Below are 20,357 nucleotides of genomic sequence, written 5' to 3'. Positions count from 1 at the left end.
ATTCAGATAGAAACATAATTAGTCTATCTGTCTGTTCCGCTTGTCATCATTAACTAAGCTAACCATTAGCAAATTTTAGGTTCTTTTTTCATGAATGTTTTTCCGATGGTTTCTATCATCATTCCCGTTTATAATGATGGTATAAGGCTTAAAAAATGCTTAGAAGCCTTAGAAAATCAATCCTATCCTACTGACAATTATGAAGTAATTGTTATTGATAATGCTTCTGATAAAGAACAAAATATCAAAGCTATTGTTTCGCAATTTTCCCAGACTCATTATGCCTATGAAGCAAAGCAAGGATCTTATTCTGCTAGAAATAAAGGTTTGTCTCTAGCAAAAGGAGAAATTATTGCTTTTACAGATTCAGATTGTCTTCCTACAATTAACTGGTTAAAAAATGGGGTTAGTGCTTTATTAGCTCATCCTAATTGTGGATTAGTAGCAGGAAAAATAGAACTCTTTTTTAGAAATCCTAATCAACCCACTGCCATAGAATTGTATGAAAGTGTTACCGCTTTTCCCCAAGAAAAACTATTAGCTGAATATCATGGGGCTGCAACCGCTAATGTGTTTACCTATCGTAAGATTTTTGATGAAGTCGGTGGCTTTGATGATAGTCTTAAATCCAATGGTGATTTAGAATGGGGAAATCGAGTTTATGAGAAAGGATATGAGCAGATTTATGCTGAAGAAGTCTGTATTTTTCATCCTGCTCGGCATTCTTGGTCACAACTGTATCAAAGAACTATTCGCTTAGCATCAGGAAGTTTTCAAAGACAATCAAAAGCATTAACTTCTTCCTTACAAAAACAATTATTATTTTTAGGATATTTACGATATAATTTGACACCACCCATTAATTTTTTAATTAAAGTTTTTAGAGATCAACGCTTTCAATCTTTAGAGGAAAAATTACAAGTTTCTTTAGTGATGTTTTTTGTTAGGTATTGTAGTGCTTGGGAACTATTAAGAGTAAAATTAGGTAAAGAATCCGCTAGATTATAAAGATATAAAAATTCAATTAATTTAAAATGCGTATTGCTTTTTTAGTTCATGAATTCCCCACTCTATCAGAAACTTTTGTGATTAATCAAATGGTAGGACTGATTCAAAGAGGTCATCAAGTTGATGTTTATGCAGAAAAACAAGGAGATATTAATCATCTTCAACCCTTAGTTGAACAATATAATTTATTAGATAGAACCTATTATCTTCCTCTGATGCCAGAAAATTTATTCAAAAGGGTAGTAAACGGAATAAATTTACTTAGAAAATATCTAACATTAAATAAAAGAAAAAGCTTCAATAGTTTAAATGTTTGGAAATACGGATTTGAAGCTCTATCATTTCGCCTTATTTATATGCTGTTTCCTCAATGCGAGCAACCTTATGACATCATCCATTGTCAATTTGGAACCCAAGGTTATCGGGGTATTTGGTTTCGTAAAATGAATAGTCCTCAAGCTGATTTGATTACAACTTTTCGGGGAGAAGATATTAGTAAGTATATTGATACAAATGGTTCTCACGTTTACGATAGGTTATTCAAAGAAGGTAACTACTTTTTAACTAATTGTGATTTTTTTAAACAAAGAATTATTGACCTAGGTTGTAATCCTAATTTAATTTCTGTTCTGCGTTCTGGATTAAATTATCAAGCGTTTATTTTTAAACCTCGCTTTCTTGAAAAAAATGAAAAGATTTGTATTGCTACTACAGGACGGTTAGTAGAAAAAAAAGGGATTGAATATAGTATTAAGGCTGTAGCTAAACAAGCACAAATAACACCTAACTTAGAATATAAAATTATTGGAGATGGTGAATTAAGAGACTATTTTGAAAAGCTGATTAGAGAATTAAAAATGCAAGATAAAATTCAATTAGTTGGCTGGAAAAATGAACAAGAAATTAAAGAAATTTTAGATAACTCTCACCTATTTATTGCTCCCAGTGTCACAGCTAAAGATGGTAATCAAGACGCACCTATTAATGTTTTAAAAGAAGCAATGGCTATGGGTTTACCTGTGATTAGTACCTATCATGGTGGCATTCCTGAATTAGTTGAAGATGGTGTATCGGGTTATCTCGTTCCTGAGAGAGATGTTGATACTTTAGCTGATAAATTAAACTTACTGATTCAGCATCCCGAAAAATGGAGTGATATGGGAAAAGCAGGACGTGATTATGTTGAAAAACACTACGATTTAGATAAACTAAATGATAGGCTAGTAGAAATTTATCAGCAAGTTCTTACCTCAAATCAATCTTTACTTAACTTAAACTTAAATTCTGTAAATTTATCATCTTAAAGGAGGATTAATTTTAATGCTATTAGACCCTAAAGTTACCATTGTAGTTGTTCCTCGTGAGCGATTTAGTTGTAGCGAAGAATCCCTTGAAAGTATTTATGAACATACAACTATTCCCTTTAACTTAATTTACGTTGATGGTAATTCCCCTGAAAAAATTCGTAACTATTTAAAACAACAATCAGAAGATAAACAGTTTAAACTATTAAGGATAGACCATTACTTAACGCCTAATCAAGCTAGAAACCTAGGCTTAAGTCATGTTAAAACCCCTTATTTAGTTTTCATCGATAATGATGTAATCGTCAGCAAAGGATGGTTAAAAGCCCTGTTAACTTGTGCTGAAGAAACTAATGCAGCCGTTGTCGGTCCCTTGATGTGTCAAGAAAAACCTTTACACGAAACTGTTCATTTTGCGGGCGGTGAATCTCATATTTGGGTCGATAAAACAGGCAGAAAACGCCTGAGAGAAAAAATGTATAAACAGGGAAAAAAAGTTAAAGATTTACTTCCAGAATTACAACGAACAGAAACCGAATTAGCTGAATTTCATTGCGTTTTAGTTCGCCATCATATTTTCGATAAAATTGGGATTTTAGATGAAGCTTTGATGAATACCAAAGAGCATCTTGATTTTTGTATGACTGTTAGAGAAAAAGGTGAAAAAGTCTTTTTTGAACCTAGTAGCCTAGTGACTTATACCTTTGGCGAACCCTTAGAATGGAGCGATTTACATTACTATATGTTGCGTTGGAGTAATGCCTGGACATTATCAAGTTTGTACCGTCTTAGAGATAAATGGCAATTAAGTGAAGACGGATATTTTACTTCAAAATATAAAAAATTGGGTTGGCGACGGAAAATGACATTTATTGCACCCATTATCTTTAGACTTACCTTTGGGCTTTATAGTCCTAAATTAGAAAAAGTGATGATGTGGTTTGAACATCGTATTAATAATTATTTGACCCATCGTCATGCTTATCAGCAAGAGCAATTAAGTTCAGGCAAATTGAATAAAGCTACTGTTGTTAATAATTAGAAAATATGAATACTATTACTCTTAACTTTAATTCAGTGATTGACTTAGACGATGAGCAATTTTATCAGCTTTGTCAATCTAATCCTAAGCTTAAATTTGAACGGAATGCTAACAAAGAATTGATCATCATGTCGCCAACAGGAGGTATTACTGGAAAATATAATTCAGATATTAATACTGATTTAAACCTTTGGAATAGAAAGGCAAAATTAGGTATTGTCTTTGATTCTTCAACAGGATTTAAACTTCCTAATGGGGCAGATCGATCGCCTGATGCAGCATGGATAGCTTTAGAAAAATGGAATCAATTAACTATTGATCAACAAGAAAAGTTTGTTCCTCTATGTCCTGATTTTGTGATTGAATTACGCTCAATTTCTGATAATTTGATAACTTTACAGGATAAGCTCAAAGAATATATTGATAATGGAACCCGTTTAGGCTGGTTAATTAATCCTAAAGATAAACAGGTAGAAATTTATCGTCAAGGACGACCAAAAGAAATATTAAATCAACCTTCTTCTTTATCAGGAGAAAATGTTCTCCCGAATTTTATTTTAAATATTGAATCTCTATGGTAAAAATACCAAAAGTAACCCGAAGAAAAGCAATTTATTTAGGAGGAACAACCCTGGCAACGACTCTGTTAACAGGATGGCTTAGGCATCCCAAATCTTTAAAAGCTTATGCTGCTCGTAAAGGATTACTTTATGGATCTGCTGCTGCCTATTCTAAGCTATCTGAAAATCAAGAATTTGCTAGGCGATTTATAGAAGAGTGTGCTATTCTAACCCCAGAAAATGATTTAAAATGGCATAAAATTCATCCAAAACCCAACGATTATGATTTTAGTCGGGGAGACTGGTTAGCAGAGTTTGCTAAACGCCATAAGTTAAAAATGCGCGGTCATACTTTAGTTTGGCATCAGTCCATACCAAAATGGCTAAAAGAAACCGCCAATCCTCAGAACGCAGAATCAATCTTAAAAGAGCATATTATGACTGTCGCAGGTCATTATCAAGGGTTAATTCACTCTTGGGATGTAGTCAACGAAGCCATTGAAGTCAGAGATGGACATCCGTTAGGGTTACGGAAAAGTCCTTGGTTCCAATGGTTAGGCAAAGATTATATTGACATAGCGTTTCGAGTCGCAGCAGAAGCAGATCCCCATGCACTGCTCTTTTATAACGATTACGATTTGGATTATGATATACCCCATCAAAATGCCAAGCGTGAAGCCGTTTTAAATCTTTTAAGGAGTCTAAAAGAACAAGGCACTCCCATTCATGGACTAGGAATTCAAGCGCATTTATCAGGGCCAGAAACCCGTTTTAATGCAGAGAAACTAAAACAATTTTTAGCCGATGTGGCCAGCTTAGACTTAAAAATTATGGTGACAGAAATGGATGTCTATGATCGAGGATTACCTTATGATTACGAAAAACGCGATCGCAGAATTGCTGAGGTTTACGAAATGTATTTGAATACCGTTTTAGAAGAACCTAACGTCATTGGCGTATTAACCTGGGGATTAAGCGATCGCTATACTTGGCTATCCAAACATCGTCCCCGTAACGACAAAGCACCAGTGCGTCCGTTACCCTTAGATCGAGAATTCAAGCCTAAGTTAGCTTGGGAAAGTATAGCCAACAGTTTTGCTTCAAGTACCTAAAAATTAGACTCAATTATCAATGATTCAGAATTATAGTCCTAATTTAGTTTAATAAAAAAACATTATGATATTCCCAATTTTAGAAAAAAATGTTATCTAGACCTCGTGAAATTGTTCATACTCCCGATAGCTTACTGCGTCGTCCTCGTTTTTTATTTTCGAGTATGTGGCGCGATTTACTGGCCTCCCGTGAATTAGCCTGGCGACTGATGGTACGTGATATCAGCGCGCAATATCGACAGGCAATACTTGGGATCGCTTGGATATTTATTCCCCCCATTGCCACAGCACTTAGCTTTACCTTAGCCAAAGAAGCCAACGTTTTTACGGTAGGAGATACGGATATTCCCTATCCTGCTTATGTTATGTTCAGCACAGCCCTGTGGCAAACCTTTGTTGATTCACTCATGGGACCAATTCAAGCCGTCATTTTAGCTAAACCCATGTTAGCAAGGGTCAACTTTCCCAGAGAAGCCATTATCCTAGCCAAACTTGGAGAAGTGGTTTTTAACTTTGCCATTAAACTCGTTTTAATTATTGGTTTGTTTCTATTTTTTAAAGTCTCTGTCAGTTGGAGTGTTATTATCGCTCCAGTAGCCTTAATTCATTTGATTTTACTAGGAACATTAATCGGTGTTTTGCTTGCCCCCATCGGACTACTATATCAAGATGTCTCAAGAGGCTTAAATATGGCTACAGGATTATGGCTATTTCTTACCCCTGTCATTTATCCTGTTCCAAAAGAAGGACTGTTTGGCATACTCGTAAGTTGGAACCCTGTTACCCCTTTGCTAGTAACCACAAGGGAGTTAGCCACCACAGGAACCTTATCTAACCCCGAAGGATTTTGGTTAGTCAGTGGCTTTACCCTAATCGGTTTAATCTTAACTTGGATTAGTTTTCGTATCGCAATGCCTTATGTCGTCGAGAGGGTCACATCGTAACATGGTAATTAATATTCAACGACCGTTAGTATCAACATCTGAAGCAAAAGAACCGCCTGTACTCTCAGTTGAGGGAGTCTCAAAAAAGTTTTGTCGTGACCTCAAACAATCCCTATTTTATGGGGTAAAAGATATTGCTGCTGATCTCACAGGAGGAAGACGACACAATCATCGCTTGCGACGTAAAGAATTTTGGGCCCTTCGAGACATTAACTTTCAACTGCAACGGGGACAAGCGTTAGGATTAGTCGGGTCAAATGGAGCAGGGAAAAGTACCTTACTGCGTATCCTCAGTGGCTTGATTAAACCCGATACAGGCTTAGTGAGAGTTAGGGGACGTATTGCCCCTTTGATTGCATTAGGGGCAGGATTTAACCCCATTTTGTCGGGGAGGGAAAACATCTACGCCAATATGTCAATTTTGGGATTATCTACCCGTGAAATTAAACGAAGATTTGATGATGTCATCGATTTTGCCGAAATTTGGGAAGCCATTGATGCTCCTGTGCAAAGTTATAGTTCTGGTATGGCTGCAAGATTGGGGTTTGCCTGTGCAGTGCATATTGATCCTGAAATCCTTTTAATTGATGAAGTGCTGGCGGTAGGGGACATTAAATTTAAGATGAAATGTCATCAACGACTGGCAGAACTAAGGGAAAAAGGAACTTCTTTTATTCTCGTTTCCCATAATCCCTATCATGTTCTCAATGTTTGTGATAGCTCAATTTACCTTAAAAAAGGAGAACTGGTGTTACAAGGAGATTCTCAAGATGTCATTCGTCAGTATGAAGCTGATTTGCGTCTTGACGGTACAGAAAAAGCTCTAGGATGGATTAAATTACCCGAAAAATCAGCAGCAGAAAGTTTAGGATTAGATATTCTTTCAATTTGCTTTAACGATAAGAACGGAAATCGATTAGATACCCTACAAACCGGTGAATATGCCGAACTTTGCATCCAATGTAAAGCCCATAAACCCGTTGAAAATGTCAACGTAGGAGTGATGATTTCTTGTAGCTCAGGAGGAGGCGATCGCGTGGTTAGTATTACCTCTACTGCCGATCATCAAACTATAAAATTGACTCCTGGATATCACGAAATCTCTATGAAAATGCCTTACTGTTGTCTGTTAGCAGGGGTTTACAGTGCCAATATTTATTTAAAAGAAGGGGTGTTTTCCTTCGATAAAGTAAAATCTTTTCGCTTTCAAGTAGATTCTGAACAATCAACCAGTCGCAGCCTATTTTATCAGCCCCGTAGCTGGGAGGTTAACTCATGAGTCATCCCCCAATCAGTATTATTATTCCGACTCATAATCGACCTCATTTATTACCGAGAGCAGTTGAGAGTGCGCTTAATCAAAGCTACCAAGATGTAGAAGTGATTGTAGTCGATGATGCGTCACAACACAGAGCAACTCTCCCAGATGATCCCAGACTGCGAATTATTTTTTTAGAGAAGAATGTGGGGGGAGCAGGGGCGCGAAATATAGGAACTAAAGCAGCTAAGGGACGCTGGATCACTTATTTAGATGATGATGATTATCTATTGCCCCAGATGGTAGAACTTTCTCTATCAACCTTGGAAAAAACAACCGTTAATCCCCCGGTTGCTCTGATTTCAGGACTGCAAAAAGTAGATGAGACAGGTAAAGTTATCGCCAAGCGCATCCCTCCGACCCTTTGTCCTCAAGGCGATCATTTCTTTCTAGAAACCCCAGAACCGGGACGGTCTTTTCATACGAAACAAACCCTAGTGGTGGAACGGGATCTGATTTTGAAAATAGGGGGATGGGACGAAACCTTTCGCTCTCGTGTTCATTCGGAATTATTTTTACGACTTAATCCCCAATGTACGCTTATTGGTTTACCAAAGATAACCTATCATCTTTTTTCCCATAGCACCGATCGCGTATCAGGCAATTATAAGCTACGCCAAGAAAGCTTTCAACGTTTGATCAAAAAACACGAGGAGATTTTTAGCAGTCATCCTAAAATGTTTGCTGAATTTGTTTACAAACACGCTGTAAAATCCTATAAAATGCAGCAAAAAAAAGCAGCTTTTATCCATTTGATCTGGGCTTTAAAACTTCATCCTCCTCATATTTTTCTCCTGATATATTATTCTATTTTTCACCCCTTCTCAACCCGATTTCAAAAACAATTTTTAACCGTCTCTAATTCTTCTTAAATAAATATGATTACCGATATTTTAGAAATTAACGAACAAACAAAACTAAAAGGACAAGTGATAGTTTTGGGTTCTGGTATTGCAGGGGCCGAAGTCTCAACCCACCTCGCTCGTCATGGCCGAGACGTGATTTTACTCGAAAGTGGACGCGATCGCTTTGATCCTGAGATTCAAGCCTTAAACGATGTCATTTTTTTGGGTAAACGTCACCGAGAATTAAATCCCAATACCTACTATCACCGCTACTTACCCCCTGAGTTACGGGGAGTGAGTCGAGTGCGTCAGTTTGGGGGAACCAGTAACGTCTGGACAGGAAAATGGAAATATTTACAACAATCTGATTTCGACGGCAGAGACTGGGTTCCTAACAGTGGTTGGCCCATAGAGTTTAGCGATCTTCTAGACCATTATCGCTCCGCTGCCAAAGATTACGGGTTTGGTGATTTGGAGGCAGAGGCTGTACGCCCAGAAATTAGGGAACTTCGAGGCAAAATTGCAGCCTATGGCTTAAAAATGAGTAGTTTTTATTGGGAGAAAACCCCAACTCGTACCGCCATTCGGTTTGGAGAAGAAATGCGCCGTTCCCAAAATTTACAAGTGATTCAAGGAGCGACGGCAACGGAGTTAAAACTCGATCCCTCGGGTCAACGGGTTAATAGGGTGGTTTGTCGTTCCCTCGAGGGTCGAGAAATTACCGTTGAGGGTGATGTTATTGTGCTTGCGACGGGTGCGTTTGAAGCAGCTCGTCTGTTATTAGCCTCTAACCGTCAAATCTCTCATGGTATTGGTAATGCTCATGATCTCGTCGGTCGTTTCTACACCGATCATCCAAAACATCATACAGGAATTCTCATACCAGGTCATCTCACTCGACAATACGCCCATGAGTTACAATATGCCCCTAAACCTCGGTTTTGTATCTGTTTTGCTTTAGATGATGACACTCAGCGTGAACACGAGCTTCTAGAACACGTTTTATACATTAAGCCAATTTATGAAACCCTAAGCGATCGACTCAAAAGAATAATTCAAGGTCGGCCAGTTTGTCGAGATAATAATGGCGTGGTGTCCACCTACCGAGTTAAGTTTGTGACAGAGCAACTTCCTCAAAAAGCCAGTCGCATCAAGCTTGGAGAAGAAATAGATGCCCTGGGTCAACGAAAACTAGAGGTTGAGTGGTGCTTCACAGAACATGATCATCGTTCGATGGCGAAAACTTTGGAATTATTAACCCAACGGTTTGCTGATGCAGGTATTGGTAGATTCGAGTTTGGGGATGATCCCCCTTGTATTGATAATATGACCGACGCAGCCCATCAAATGGGGACAACACGCATGGCAAGTTGTCCTGAAGAGGGAGTGGTAGATATTAATTGTCGGGTATTTGGTACGGATAACGTTTATGTGGCGAGTTCTGCCGTGTTTCCAACGGGACCGTCCTATTCTCCTACTTTTACGATTTTAGCCCTTGCCCGTCGTCTTGGTGAGCATTTGCTTGAGATAACAAAGTCTCAACCTCTGACAACTTTAATGAATACTGCAAGCGCACAAAACGACCATCTTTAATCTAGTTTTATCTCTAAAAAGGTATGTGTTTATGAGAGTTGAAAGTTTAAAAGTTCAAGTCCAAAATATTTTAAGTCCTCCTAAGCCTCACATTATTTTTATGCACGTTCCGAAAACAGGAGGGACATCAATTGATAAATCTCTGAGAATGATTTATGGAAAAAAAAATAGTTATAAAGTTGATTCAATACTAACCACTAATGCAGTTAAAGCGGTGAATCAGAACGAGAAAATTAATAGTGGAATTGATAAATTTCAACTGAGAGAATCTCTATTAATTTATGAAATGGCAACAGGAAAAAAATATATTTCAGGACATTTTCATTTTAATACAGATATTTGGGAAGCCTATCACAATCAATATTCTTGGATTACTGTTTTAAGAGATCCAGTTAAAAGATATATTTCTCAGTATTTTTTTGATGCCTATAAACCAGAAGACCATGCCAGAGTTAAAGGGAGTTTAGAAAATTTTATTGACTCTGAACGAGGAAAGTTTAGAGGACAAAATTATATTAACTACTTTGGAAATTTTTCTCGCTATGATAGCACCAATTTGCAAACAAGGTTAGAGGTTGCTAAAACCAACTTATCTAAGTTTTCTTTAGTTGGTTTTTTAGATGATTTAGATCAATTTACAAATGATTTACAAGCTAAATTTAATTTAACTGTTAAAATTCCACACATGAATAAAAATCCAGTTTCTAAGCCTAAAATTGACGAATCAATTATAAAGAAAATAGAAGAAATTTGCAAATATGATTCAATATTTTACGCTTATGCCAGAAAAAAATTTTGATAGCTAATTTCATTAAAAAAGAAATACATCAGTTTTATCTCAAAAAAATTAATTTAGAATAATATAGAAACATCAGTTAACTTTAAATCTTAATTGACGGAATAAATCAATCAGTATAAGAATTAACCATCCTATAGAAAAAGGAAAAATGGGATACCAAATCGTTCTCCAATCAATTAAACCATTCAAATTAAATAAAGCACGAATTCCTATATTACTGTGCCATAGTACGCCTAAAAGAGTAGCTAAAAACAGAGACAATATAATTAACCACTTTGCTGATATTTTTTCAGTGAAAAACTTTTCTTCCTGATTACGAAAAAAGAAATCTTTAATTCCTTGCCAGTTGATAAAGATACCATAAGAAATCATAATAGGGGTAACACTAACCACAAACCAAAGACCATTAACTGCATGAAAAAATAGTGCTACTGCGACAAAAAAATCTCTAATTTTTCGGTTGATTACAGACAAAAAGAAGAAAGTTTCAAAAAGTAGGGTGGTAAGGTGACTACCGAGATAAATAAAAGGGGTTTGAGACATAAAAGGAGCTAACCAATTCAAAGGTAAATCATAGGTCGCTGCTTCAATATTCCTATTCAAAAAAAAGTTAGACATCATATCAGAATAATTTAGCCAGTCCCCACCGAAAGCAACTTTAAAAATAGCAGAATTTAAGAACAAAAATGATATAAGAATTAATAGAGCGCGACCTGGTAAAAAATACTCCCAGTTAGAGGAATGAGGATCAACCGAAGAACCTGTTTTATTCTTTTTAATTATTGCATCCAATGAGTAAGTTTTTCCCCATGAGTTCATTATTATCATAAAAAAGGGAATATAAAACACTAAAGGTGTTAAGGTTCTTTTGCCATCAACAGAAGCAGCTAATGCTTCAAGCAAACTACCAGTGAGCAAAACGGCGATAGTCGCCATTCTAGTTTTATAACCAAAAGCCAACAGCACTAAAGCAGCGACAAGAAATGATTCTAAAGTATAAAAAAATAAAGGTGACTGAGCCGCGCCAAAGTCTTTAAAAAAATATCTAACTAAATAAACTTGTTCTATCACATAAAAGTTAGGCATCCCGCTTAAAAAATCATAGGAAAGGTTACTTAAATGCCATAGATAAAATAACGAATATACTATTCTAAAAATTCCAACATTGCCCGCAGCATCCACTTCAGGTTGAGTAAACCAAGCATTGATACCATTATTTAAACGGCTAAACGGAGAATAAAGTTTCATAAATTTCTAATGGGTAATATCTTCTTGAGAGAAACTTCCTAGCAGAACCTCATTTGTCGGAGACTGTTTTTCAATGGGAGGAACAGTTAAAGGTTTCACCTGATAAGAAAGATTCCAAGCTTCAATGGTTTTAATTTTAGTGTCTTCACCGATAAAATTGGAAACAGCTTGCATTAAGTATCTTCTGCTTGCATCTCGATGATTAATATCGGTATTATTAAAGGCGTTTTCAACAATGTCGTGAGAAAGACTGTCGTAAGGAATGGTTAAAATGCGTTCTGGTTTGACAATATGAAGATTGCCTGCTGTGGTGTACACTCTAAGTTCTGTGACAGATACAGAGGGTTTAGGTTTCCGAAAACGGGCTGTATATCGACTATATAAAGCCCAAGAAGTAATTGGCCAGGTTGACTCTTTTCTCCCGACTACACAAACACCTAAAATAATAATGAGTAGGGAAATTTTTGTCAGTCTTAATGCCCATTGAGCATTATGATTAGTAACATATTTTGATTCTAAAACTTCTGTCTCTTCCATAATTAACCTACAATCTCACACAATTAGTCTATCTCATCAACTCATTTATAAAATTTATCTTTGTCCATCGGTTGTATCCATTAATTTATGAGTGTTTCTCCCTTTATATCCATTGTTATTCCCACCTATAATCGTCCTGAACGATTAAAAACTTGTTTAGAGTCCATTAGTTGTCTCTATTATCCACAAGAACATTTTGAAGTTATAATCGTTGATGACGGTAGCAAAGAACCCCTTAATAGTGCGGTTGAGCCTTATCAGAATCTACTTAATATTACGCTTATTCGTCAAACAAATGCAGGGCCAGCAAAAGCTCGTAATACAGGGGCCAATGCAGCTACAGGACAATATTTAGCCTTTACTGACGATGACTGCACCCTAGATAAAAATTGGCTCTTAGCCCTTGAAAATAGCTTCTCTAAGACTTCAAACGCCCTCTTAGGAGGAAAAACTATCAATGCTTTACCCGATAATCTTTATTCATCAGCCAGTCAATTATTAATCGATTATCTCTACGATTATTACAATCAAAAATCCGCTCAAGCAACCTTTTTTGCCTCTAATAATTTTGCTCTGTCTAGGGATTTATTTGAGAAAGTCGGACAGTTTGATGTGACATTTCCTTTAGCAGCAGGAGAAGATAGGGAATTTTGCGATCGCTGGCTTTTTCAAGGATATTCATTACATTATGTCCCTGAAGCAATCATTTATCATTCTCATCATCTGAGTTTAGCTAAATTTTGGCGACAACATTTTAATTATGGTTGTGGAGCTTATTATTTTCATCAAGTTCGTTCTCAACGAAATCAAACCTCCGTTAAAGTTGAACCTTTAGACTTTTATTGGAAATTATTAACCTATCCCCTTACTGCTAACTCACAGCAATCTTCTAAACTATTTCTTTGTACTTTATTATTTTTATCACAATTTGCTAATGTGTATGGATTTTTTATCTCCAAACTAAAGCAATAATTTTCTATTTCTTAGGTTAATCTTGATTAAAATTGGTAATACTGAGATTAGAATATTATACAATTACAAATCAATACATAAATTTGATTTTAAAGGCGAAATAATGCACACTATTCACATACAAGTTAAAGTCAATAGAGATCATGTTTTAAATGTTGATTTACCGAATGAAATCGCAGAAGGAACCTATGAGGTAGTAATTGTAATGAATCCTCAACCTGAAGACGATGATACTCCAGATGAGGTAGCTATAGAAGGAATTACGGAAGGACTCAAACAAGCCTTTACTAATCAAACCATTCCCATCAGTCAAATGTGGGAGGGAATTGATGTCGAATGAAGTACAACCTATTGAGATATACTTAACATCCCGTTTCAAAAAAGATATTAGTAGACTTGCTAAACGCTTTCGTTCAATTCGTAAAGATTTAGACCCTCTTATTAATCAATTACAAGCAGGAGAAACCCCAGGCGATCTAATTTCAGGTGTTAAATATCAAGTATTTAAAGTCCGTCTAAGAAACAGTGATATTCAAAAAGGTAAAAGTGCAGGTTATAGAGTTTTGTACTATCTTAAAAAAGAAACTAACATTATTCTAGCTACAATTTACGCTAAATCCGATCAATCAGATATCGAAAATAAAGTAATTGAATCGATTATTGAACAATTTGAACAAGAAAATTAAGTTTCAATAATTCCCCCACCGAGAACTATTTCTCCATTATAGAAAACGGCTGCTTGACCAGGAGTAATACCAAATTGAGCCTCGTCAAACTGTAATTTTACCCGATTATTTTCTATAGGAATAATGGTGACAGCAACCGCTTTTGAACGATAACGCACTTGTACTGCTGCAGTAATGGGAGAAGAGGGTTCAGCGATTGAAACCCAATTTAATCGTCCTACAGTACAATCAGAACGACCACCAGCAGCGCGGTTGCCAACAATCACCCGATTCATCACTGCATCTAACTTAACCACATATAAAGGTTCTGGTGCTGCAATTCCTAACCCTTTGCGTTGTCCAATGGTATAGTGATGAATGCCTTGGTGTGTACCAAGAACTTTACCATCAAGATCGACAATTTCTCCTTCTTTGGGTTTGATATATTGATCAAGAAAGCTGGCCATGGAGCCATGAGCTTCGATTAAACATAAATCTTGACTTTCTGGTTTACTAGCCGTTTTTAAGTCAAATTCTGCTGCAATACGTCGGGTTTCTTCTTTGGTTTGTTCTCCCAAAGGAAAAATAGTCCCTTTTAAAATATCTTGGGAAAGATCATATAAAAAGTACGATTGATCTTTATTGCGATCAATAGCTCGTAACAGTTGATATCTGTCCATTTGCTCATCGTAGCGAATACGAGCATAATGACCCGTCGCAATGCGATCGCAATTTAATTCCTCTCTAGCATAAGCTAACATTGGTCCAAATTTCACCGCACGATTACATTGAGAACAAGGTAAAGGGGTAACTCCGGACTCATACCCTGAGACTAAATAATTGATAATATTCGCTTCAAATAACTCTCTCGTATCGACAATATGATGGGGAACCCCCAACTGTTCACAAATAAAAGCAGCATCTACCATGCCTTCTGAACAGCATTGTCCTTTCCCTTTCATTAACCACAGGGTCAAACCAATTACAGTGTACCCTTGATGCTGTAAACTCGCTGCAGCAACCGAACTATCGACTCCACCTGATAAACCAACAACAACCTTTTTCATTGTTAAACGTTTCTTAAAAAGCGAACAATTAACCATAGACTGTTTCTAGGCTAACATTTCTAGTATTACAATGATGATTAACTAAGCCCAAAACAACAAAAATACTTTTTGCTGTTGACGGTGTGAGGATGTGTTTATTTATGGTTTATATGATGTTGAAAATTTGTGATCGCTTATTTATTGAGACTGTTCAACCTAGAACTTGGTTCCTTTCGTTTTTAAGACAGTCTTCAACTGGGATAGGTTGTTTACTGTTAACCCTGGGTTCAACCTCTATTACTTTGGCACAAACCACGTCTAACCGTGAGTTACCCCCACCGCCTATGCCGAAAATGGTGAGTCCTCAACCGTCTCCTGAACCCGCTCCTACCATGTCAGTGGAAGTAACTCCAGCCAGTGATAGTTCAACCCCTGTTAAAGAATATACCTTTGAAGCTCCCCAAACTTTACCGGCTCAAACCCTCGATAATGCTCCCCCCACATCTAGAATAGAGACTATCAATAACCAGTCAACTGAAAATCCTAGTTTTTATCGTGTTGAAGTAGCTGGTAATAACCCATCAATCTTATCTCAAGTTAAAACCGTTGAACCGATGGCGTTTATTCGTCAAAGTGAAGGGGTTATTCATGCTGGAATGTTTCAACACTCTCAACAGGCAGAAAAACGAGTACAAGAACTAAAAAATCAGGGAGTCAGTGCAACCATAGTTCCCGTTTATCAACAGACAAAAACTTCCCTATCAGTGGAAATAAAACCTTAAGCAGTGAACAGTTATCAGTGACCATTGAGACAATTTTGGTTAACTGTTCACCCGTTGAAACTTTTAAGTTTAACCAATAGTCTACTAAGTACACTCACTTAATTTATGATTAACTACACTATCATTAATGTTCCAATGCTTATCAATTCATGATTGAAGTCGAACACCTCAGTAAAATTTATGGGTCAACTGCAGCCATTGAAGATGTCGATTTTTCTGTAGAAAAAGGAGAAATTCTCGGTTTTTTAGGGCCAAATGGCGCAGGAAAAACCACAACCATGCGTATTTTAAGCGGTTATATTCCTGCTACGACCGGAACCGCTAAAATTGCAGGTTATGATGTTCATGAACAGTCCATAGAGGTCAGACGAAACATCGGTTATCTTCCCGAAACTCCTCCCCTATACCCTGATATGACAGTGGAAGGGTTTTTGAAGTTCGTGGCTAGAATTAAAGGAGTAGCATCCAGCGATCGCAATTCTAGGGTAAATTGGTCTATCGAACGTTGTCAACTCGAAGATAAGCGCAAAGTTTTGATCCGCAAGCTATCTAAGGGTTATAAACAACGGGTCGGTATTGCTCAAGCCATTGTTCATGATCCTCCAGTTATTATTTTAGACGAACCTACAGTGGGACTGGACCCCAAACAAATTATTGAAGTGCGTAACCTCATCAAAAGTTTAGCAGGAGAACATACCATCCTCTTGTCGACTCATATTTTACCAGAAGTAAGTATGACCTGCGATCGCGTTACTATCATCAATGGGGGTAAAGTTGTGGCAACCGATACCCCTGATAATTTAATGTCTCATTTAACAGCAAAAGGAGGTTATGAAATCGAAATAGAAGGAGATATCTTCAGTTTAGAACCTATGTTAAAAGATATTCCTGGGATTAGTCAATTAGAAATTAAATCTAATAGTCAAACAAAACGTCATCTTTTATCGTTAACCACTGACTCTAATCAAGAAATAGGAAAAGACATTGCTGCTTTAATTATTAATCAAGGGTTAGACTTATATGAAATGAAACGAACTCGTGCGACTTTAGAAGATGTTTTCTTAAATGTAATTACAGAAGAATCATCAATAGAAACACAAGAAGAGCAATCTTTAGAAACAACTGATACTGAATCACCTTTATAAATCATTATTTTTAAGATGATACTAACGAATTTAGCTGCTATTTTCCGCAAAGAATTTCAAAGTTATTTTACGTCTCCTTTTGCTTATATCATTGCTGCTGTTTTTTGGTTAATTGGCGGTTTCTTTTTTAGTGCCATTTTAGAACAAATCTTACAAACTCTTTCGTTTTTAGAACAAAGGGGTCAGTTATCAACTCCTGTAGATGTTCCTGGTCAATTTATAGATAATTTTTTCGGGGTAATAATTTCTCTTTTATTAGTCTTATTACCGGCTTTATCTATGGGATTATATTCCGAGGAAAGAAAACGGGGAACTTTAGAACTATTAGCGACTTCTCCTATAACAAACTGGGTGGTTGCTGTAGGAAAATTGTTAGGGGTTTTAGCTTTTTTTATTGTTTTAATGATACCGTTTTGGATTTATGAGATTATTATCTTTAGTAATGCTAGTCCTCCTGTTAATCTAAATATTATTTTGTTATCTCATGGATCACTGATTTTAATTGCTACGGCTATTCTTTCTCTGGGAATGTTTATTTCTTCTTTAACCGATAGCGGAATTTTAGCTTATATTTTAACGTTTATCTTAATATTATTTTTGTGGATTATGGATGCGATCACTGCTAATTTACAAGACCCTTTTAAAACTATTTTATCTTATCTTTCTCTCTTTGATCGTTATACAGATTTAGTGAAAGGAGTGTTAGATATTAGTAGTTTGGTTTTATTTGCCAGTTATATTTTATTAGGAATTTTCTTGACCGCACAATCAATAGAAGCATTACGCTATCAACGCTCTTAAATCTATATATAAAATATTTTAAACCTTATAATTAAAACATGAAAAAAGTAAGTAATTATAAAATAATTCTCAAATATCTATTTATTCCTGGGTTAATTTTAACCTTTGCTGGTTTAGTCCCTCTTTTCATTACTCAAACCCAGAGTATTCTTTATCTTAGTTTAGTGATTGTAGGAGGTATTTTCTTATTTATATGGTTAGTTTATCTATTAGTAACAGGAAGAAGTTTTTGGCAAAAAAGATCAACGCAAACAGGTACAAATGCATTTATTTCGATCTTATCTCTGGTTGTTATATTGGGATTAATTAATTTTATTGCAGTTCGTTATTCTCCCCGTATTGATTTAACCGAAAACCAACTTTATACTTTATCTCCAGAAACTCAAGAAATTGTTGAAAATATCGATAAACTCACTAAAGTTTATGTTTTTGATAAAGAAATTACTCCCCAGGATGAAGACTTATTAGAAAATTATCAACGTTACAATAATAACTTTAAATTTGAACTGGTTGACCCTGATATTAAAGTAGGACTCACTCAACAGTTTAATGTCCAATCATTAGGAGATGTTTATCTAGAATATGAAGATAAAAAACAATTGGTTCAAACCCTAATCGTTTTCAATCAAAGAGAACCTTTATCAGAAATCAAGTTAACCAATGCAATTGAAAAAATCAAGAAAGACTACATCCCAAACGTTTATATATTACAAGGTCATGGGGAATATTCATTAGAACCCTCTCCTGAAGGAAGTTTATCAGAAGCAACGAATAGTCTTGAAAGTAAAGGGTATGAAGTGAAACCCTTAAACTTAATAGAAAATGCTGGTATTCCTGATGATGCAGATGTCATTATTGTTGCGAGTCCGAAACGCGAATTATTTGACCAAGAAGTAGCAGCATTAAAAGAATATTCTGAACAAGGTGGAAACTTATTCTTATTACTAGATCCTAACGCAGATGCAGGATTAGAACCTATCTTACAAGACTGGGGAATTCAATTAGATAATCGTATTATTATAGATGGTTCAGGGTCAGGAAATGTTGTCGGTTTAGGACCAACCACTCCCTTTATTACTAGCTACGGAAACCACCCTATTACAGAAGAATTTGCCAATAGTATTTCGTTTTATCCCATATCTCGTCCCGTTGATACGGTTGAAGTAGAAAATGTTCAAGCAACCTCATTATTAGTCACCAACGAACAAATGTGGGCCGAAAGTAACTTAGAATCAGAAGAAGTTATTTTTGACCCTGAAGAAGATATACCCGGACCTTTTGATTTAGGAGTTGCTTTAACTCGTACCATTAATATTAATAAGGAAACTATCAATAATGAGACAAAAGAAGATAATAAAAGCGAAGAAGATAATCAAACAGAAAAGAACAACAGTGAAAAAAATAATAACACTATCAATGATCAATCTGATTTAAACAAAGAAGAAACAGAAAATAATAATAACTCTGAACAAACTGAAAACAATAATCAAAGTAATGAAAATAATAACACTATCGATAATCAATCTGATTTAAACAAAGAAGAAACAGAAAATAATAATAACTCTGAACAAACTGAAGACAATAATCAAAGTGAGGAGTTAGAAAATAGTAACAACTCTGACTCATCAGGTAACAATGACACCAATGAAAACGAAAAAGTAGAAAATTCTTCTAACTCTTCTAATAATGATCAAAATGATAATTCTGAAAAAGAAAATATAGAATCCCGTTTAGTCATTATCGGTAATTCGACTTTTGCCACTGATAGTTTATTTAATCAACAATTAAACGGAGATGTCTTTTTAAACTCTGTACAATGGTTAAGTAATCAAGATGAACAACCCTTATCAATTCGTCCTAAGCAAGCAAAAGATAGAAGACTAAATTTATCTCCTTTACAAGCTAATATAATCACTATATTGTCATTAGCTGTATTTCCCTTATTAGGTTTAATTGCTGCCGGAATAACTTGGTGGCGAAGAAGATAAAAATAGCAATCAATAGGTTAATTATGAAGTTAAAAAACACCACTTGGATATTATTAGGAATTGCCATTATTCTAGGGATAGGAGTTTATGTCTATGAATTACAAATAAATCCTCAACAAGAACAAATTGAAGCGACTAATAAACAACTATTTACTTTTGACGAAAAGGAAATTAAAGCATTAACCATTCAAACCGAAGATCAAACTTATAAATTTGAGAAAACCACTGATGAAAATCAACCTTGGCAAATGAAAGAACCTCAAAATACAGTAGCTAATGATGCAGTTATTTCTTTTTTAACTAATCTATTAGTTACCAATGAAAGTACAAGAAGTTTAACCGTTCCCGAAAATCAGAAAAAAGAATACGGTCTAGATAAACCCACAGCAACAATTACCATTGAACTTGAGAATCAAAAACAACATAAAATAATTTTAGGTAAGCCAAATTTTCAAGGAGAATTCTTATATGCTCAAATAGATCCCCCTTCTTCATCATCAGAAGAAATGATTATTAATTTAGTTCCAAAAAACTTTCAGTATGCAGTGGATAGACAACCAGAAGAATGGACTAAAAATAATTAATAATTGTTAAACATTTCTTTATATTTTACTATAAAAATGGGGAACGGTATTCTTATTTAACAAG

General features: G+C 35.7%; 21 protein-coding genes. 18 read left to right on the top strand and 3 right to left on the bottom strand.

Translation table 11 applies throughout. The features are described 5' to 3' along the window. The first annotated feature begins 90 nt into the window (after window positions 1-90). From CY0110_RS03975 to CY0110_RS03930, 10 genes are all read left to right on the top strand, one after another. Window positions 91-1,008 (top strand): glycosyltransferase, encoded by a 918-nt coding sequence (locus tag CY0110_RS03975; RefSeq protein ID WP_008274005.1) that lies wholly within the window; start codon window positions 91-93, stop codon window positions 1,006-1,008. 26 nt (window positions 1,009-1,034) lie between these two features. Then, window positions 1,035-2,312 carry a glycosyltransferase gene (locus tag CY0110_RS03970; protein WP_008274004.1) on the top strand — a complete coding sequence of 426 codons (1,278 nt, stop codon included), beginning with the start codon at window positions 1,035-1,037 and terminating at the stop codon, window positions 2,310-2,312. A 16-nt stretch (window positions 2,313-2,328) separates the two neighbouring features. Next, window positions 2,329-3,354, top strand: a complete 1,026-nt coding sequence (locus CY0110_RS03965) for a glycosyltransferase family 2 protein (RefSeq protein WP_008274003.1) — start codon at window positions 2,329-2,331, stop codon at window positions 3,352-3,354. Between the two features lie 5 nt (window positions 3,355-3,359). Beyond that, on the top strand, window positions 3,360-3,935 hold the full coding sequence (locus tag CY0110_RS03960) for a Uma2 family endonuclease (protein ID WP_008274002.1): 576 nt from the start codon (window positions 3,360-3,362) through the stop codon (window positions 3,933-3,935). After that, on the top strand, window positions 3,929-5,026 hold the full coding sequence (locus CY0110_RS03955) for an endo-1,4-beta-xylanase (protein ID WP_008274001.1): 1,098 nt from the start codon (window positions 3,929-3,931) through the stop codon (window positions 5,024-5,026). The genes CY0110_RS03960 and CY0110_RS03955 overlap by 7 nt, the downstream gene beginning before the upstream one ends. An 89-nt stretch (window positions 5,027-5,115) precedes the next feature. Next, a complete protein-coding gene (locus CY0110_RS03950) occupies window positions 5,116-5,970 on the top strand; it encodes an ABC transporter permease (RefSeq protein WP_008274000.1) in 855 nt (284 codons plus the stop codon). A gap of 1 nt (window position 5,971) precedes the next feature. After that, window positions 5,972-7,249, top strand: a complete 1,278-nt coding sequence (locus tag CY0110_RS03945; protein ID WP_008273999.1) for an ABC transporter ATP-binding protein — start codon at window positions 5,972-5,974, stop codon at window positions 7,247-7,249. Next, window positions 7,246-8,160: a glycosyltransferase family 2 protein gene (locus CY0110_RS03940; RefSeq protein ID WP_008273998.1), complete on the top strand. Its 915-nt coding sequence runs from the start codon at window positions 7,246-7,248 to the stop codon at window positions 8,158-8,160. The genes CY0110_RS03945 and CY0110_RS03940 overlap by 4 nt, the downstream gene beginning before the upstream one ends. A gap of 6 nt (window positions 8,161-8,166) precedes the next feature. Further along, a complete protein-coding gene (locus CY0110_RS03935; RefSeq protein WP_008273997.1) occupies window positions 8,167-9,726 on the top strand; it encodes a GMC oxidoreductase in 1,560 nt (519 codons plus the stop codon). Window positions 9,727-9,757: 31 nt separating this feature from the next. Further along, the gene (locus CY0110_RS03930; protein ID WP_008273996.1) at window positions 9,758-10,525 is read left to right on the top strand and encodes a sulfotransferase family 2 domain-containing protein; all 768 of its coding nucleotides are present in this window, start codon (window positions 9,758-9,760) and stop codon (window positions 10,523-10,525) included. 72 nt (window positions 10,526-10,597) lie between these two features. Here CY0110_RS03930 and CY0110_RS03925 read toward each other — a convergent pair whose 3' ends face one another. After that, window positions 10,598-11,773 carry a hypothetical protein gene (locus tag CY0110_RS03925; protein WP_008273995.1) on the bottom strand — a complete coding sequence of 392 codons (1,176 nt, stop codon included), beginning with the start codon at window positions 11,771-11,773 and terminating at the stop codon, window positions 10,598-10,600. A gap of 6 nt (window positions 11,774-11,779) precedes the next feature. After that, window positions 11,780-12,310, bottom strand: a complete 531-nt coding sequence (locus CY0110_RS03920; protein WP_008273994.1) for a hypothetical protein — start codon at window positions 12,308-12,310, stop codon at window positions 11,780-11,782. An 87-nt stretch (window positions 12,311-12,397) separates the two neighbouring features. On the opposite strand from CY0110_RS03920, the gene CY0110_RS03915 reads away from it, so the two are divergent. The 3 genes from CY0110_RS03915 (at window position 12,398) to CY0110_RS03905 (ending at window position 13,968) form a co-directional block, all read left to right on the top strand. Continuing rightward, window positions 12,398-13,282 carry a glycosyltransferase family 2 protein gene (locus CY0110_RS03915; RefSeq protein ID WP_008273993.1) on the top strand — a complete coding sequence of 295 codons (885 nt, stop codon included), beginning with the start codon at window positions 12,398-12,400 and terminating at the stop codon, window positions 13,280-13,282. Between the two features lie 103 nt (window positions 13,283-13,385). Continuing rightward, on the top strand, window positions 13,386-13,622 hold the full coding sequence (locus tag CY0110_RS03910; RefSeq protein WP_008273992.1) for a type II toxin-antitoxin system RelN family antitoxin: 237 nt from the start codon (window positions 13,386-13,388) through the stop codon (window positions 13,620-13,622). Continuing rightward, the gene (locus tag CY0110_RS03905) at window positions 13,612-13,968 is read left to right on the top strand and encodes a type II toxin-antitoxin system RelE/ParE family toxin (protein WP_008273991.1); all 357 of its coding nucleotides are present in this window, start codon (window positions 13,612-13,614) and stop codon (window positions 13,966-13,968) included. Before CY0110_RS03910 ends, CY0110_RS03905 begins: the two co-directional genes overlap by 11 nt. On the opposite strand, the gene mnmA is transcribed toward CY0110_RS03905, so the two are convergent. Next, the gene (mnmA, locus tag CY0110_RS03900; protein WP_008273990.1) at window positions 13,965-15,014 is read right to left on the bottom strand and encodes a tRNA 2-thiouridine(34) synthase MnmA; all 1,050 of its coding nucleotides are present in this window, start codon (window positions 15,012-15,014) and stop codon (window positions 13,965-13,967) included. The two genes, CY0110_RS03905 and mnmA, sit on opposite strands and share 4 nt — an antisense overlap. Window positions 15,015-15,154: 140 nt before the next feature. On the opposite strand from mnmA, the gene CY0110_RS03895 reads away from it, so the two are divergent. From CY0110_RS03895 to CY0110_RS03875, 5 genes are all read left to right on the top strand, one after another. Continuing rightward, window positions 15,155-15,775, top strand: coding sequence for an SPOR domain-containing protein (locus CY0110_RS03895; RefSeq protein WP_008273989.1), 621 nt, complete (start codon window positions 15,155-15,157; stop codon window positions 15,773-15,775). A 149-nt stretch (window positions 15,776-15,924) separates the two neighbouring features. After that, the gene (locus CY0110_RS03890; RefSeq protein ID WP_008273988.1) at window positions 15,925-16,920 is read left to right on the top strand and encodes an ABC transporter ATP-binding protein; all 996 of its coding nucleotides are present in this window, start codon (window positions 15,925-15,927) and stop codon (window positions 16,918-16,920) included. Between the two features lie 15 nt (window positions 16,921-16,935). After that, window positions 16,936-17,721 (top strand): ABC transporter permease, encoded by a 786-nt coding sequence (locus CY0110_RS03885; protein ID WP_008273987.1) that lies wholly within the window; start codon window positions 16,936-16,938, stop codon window positions 17,719-17,721. Between the two features lie 38 nt (window positions 17,722-17,759). Beyond that, entirely contained in the window at window positions 17,760-19,709 is a 1,950-nt protein-coding gene (locus tag CY0110_RS03880; RefSeq protein ID WP_008273986.1) for a Gldg family protein, read from the top strand. A 23-nt stretch (window positions 19,710-19,732) separates the two neighbouring features. Next, window positions 19,733-20,293, top strand: a complete 561-nt coding sequence (locus tag CY0110_RS03875) for a DUF4340 domain-containing protein (protein WP_008273985.1) — start codon at window positions 19,733-19,735, stop codon at window positions 20,291-20,293. Window positions 20,294-20,357: the final 64 nt, after the last annotated feature.

The sequence above is a fragment of the Crocosphaera chwakensis CCY0110 genome, assembly GCF_000169335.1.
Classification (GTDB): Bacteria; Cyanobacteriota; Cyanobacteriia; order Cyanobacteriales; family Microcystaceae; genus Crocosphaera; species Crocosphaera chwakensis.
This window is presented reverse-complemented; position numbering and strand designations above follow the sequence as displayed.

Bases quoted from the DNA above. Each gene is read 5' to 3' on its own strand.
- CY0110_RS03970 (WP_008274004.1), top strand. From the start codon at position 1,035: ATGCGTATTGCTTTTTTAGTTCATGAATTCCCCACTCTATCAGAAACT.
- CY0110_RS03880 (WP_008273986.1), top strand. From the start codon at position 17,760: ATGAAAAAAGTAAGTAATTATAAAATAATTCTCAAATATCTATTTATT.
- CY0110_RS03960 (WP_008274002.1), top strand. From the start codon at position 3,360: ATGAATACTATTACTCTTAACTTTAATTCAGTGATTGACTTAGACGAT.
- CY0110_RS03925 (WP_008273995.1), bottom strand. From the start codon at position 11,773: ATGAAACTTTATTCTCCGTTTAGCCGTTTAAATAATGGTATCAATGCT.
- CY0110_RS03975 (WP_008274005.1), top strand. From the start codon at position 91: ATGAATGTTTTTCCGATGGTTTCTATCATCATTCCCGTTTATAATGAT.
- CY0110_RS03885 (WP_008273987.1), top strand. From the start codon at position 16,936: ATGATACTAACGAATTTAGCTGCTATTTTCCGCAAAGAATTTCAAAGT.
- CY0110_RS03905 (WP_008273991.1), top strand. From the start codon at position 13,612: ATGTCGAATGAAGTACAACCTATTGAGATATACTTAACATCCCGTTTC.
- CY0110_RS03930 (WP_008273996.1), top strand. From the start codon at position 9,758: ATGAGAGTTGAAAGTTTAAAAGTTCAAGTCCAAAATATTTTAAGTCCT.
- CY0110_RS03910 (WP_008273992.1), top strand. From the start codon at position 13,386: ATGCACACTATTCACATACAAGTTAAAGTCAATAGAGATCATGTTTTA.
- CY0110_RS03950 (WP_008274000.1), top strand. From the start codon at position 5,116: ATGTTATCTAGACCTCGTGAAATTGTTCATACTCCCGATAGCTTACTG.
- CY0110_RS03955 (WP_008274001.1), top strand. From the start codon at position 3,929: ATGGTAAAAATACCAAAAGTAACCCGAAGAAAAGCAATTTATTTAGGA.
- CY0110_RS03920 (WP_008273994.1), bottom strand. From the start codon at position 12,310: ATGGAAGAGACAGAAGTTTTAGAATCAAAATATGTTACTAATCATAAT.
- CY0110_RS03875 (WP_008273985.1), top strand. From the start codon at position 19,733: ATGAAGTTAAAAAACACCACTTGGATATTATTAGGAATTGCCATTATT.
- CY0110_RS03915 (WP_008273993.1), top strand. From the start codon at position 12,398: ATGAGTGTTTCTCCCTTTATATCCATTGTTATTCCCACCTATAATCGT.
- CY0110_RS03895 (WP_008273989.1), top strand. From the start codon at position 15,155: ATGGTTTATATGATGTTGAAAATTTGTGATCGCTTATTTATTGAGACT.
- mnmA (WP_008273990.1), bottom strand. From the start codon at position 15,014: ATGAAAAAGGTTGTTGTTGGTTTATCAGGTGGAGTCGATAGTTCGGTT.
- CY0110_RS03890 (WP_008273988.1), top strand. From the start codon at position 15,925: ATGATTGAAGTCGAACACCTCAGTAAAATTTATGGGTCAACTGCAGCC.
- CY0110_RS03940 (WP_008273998.1), top strand. From the start codon at position 7,246: ATGAGTCATCCCCCAATCAGTATTATTATTCCGACTCATAATCGACCT.
- CY0110_RS03945 (WP_008273999.1), top strand. From the start codon at position 5,972: ATGGTAATTAATATTCAACGACCGTTAGTATCAACATCTGAAGCAAAA.
- CY0110_RS03935 (WP_008273997.1), top strand. From the start codon at position 8,167: ATGATTACCGATATTTTAGAAATTAACGAACAAACAAAACTAAAAGGA.
- CY0110_RS03965 (WP_008274003.1), top strand. From the start codon at position 2,329: ATGCTATTAGACCCTAAAGTTACCATTGTAGTTGTTCCTCGTGAGCGA.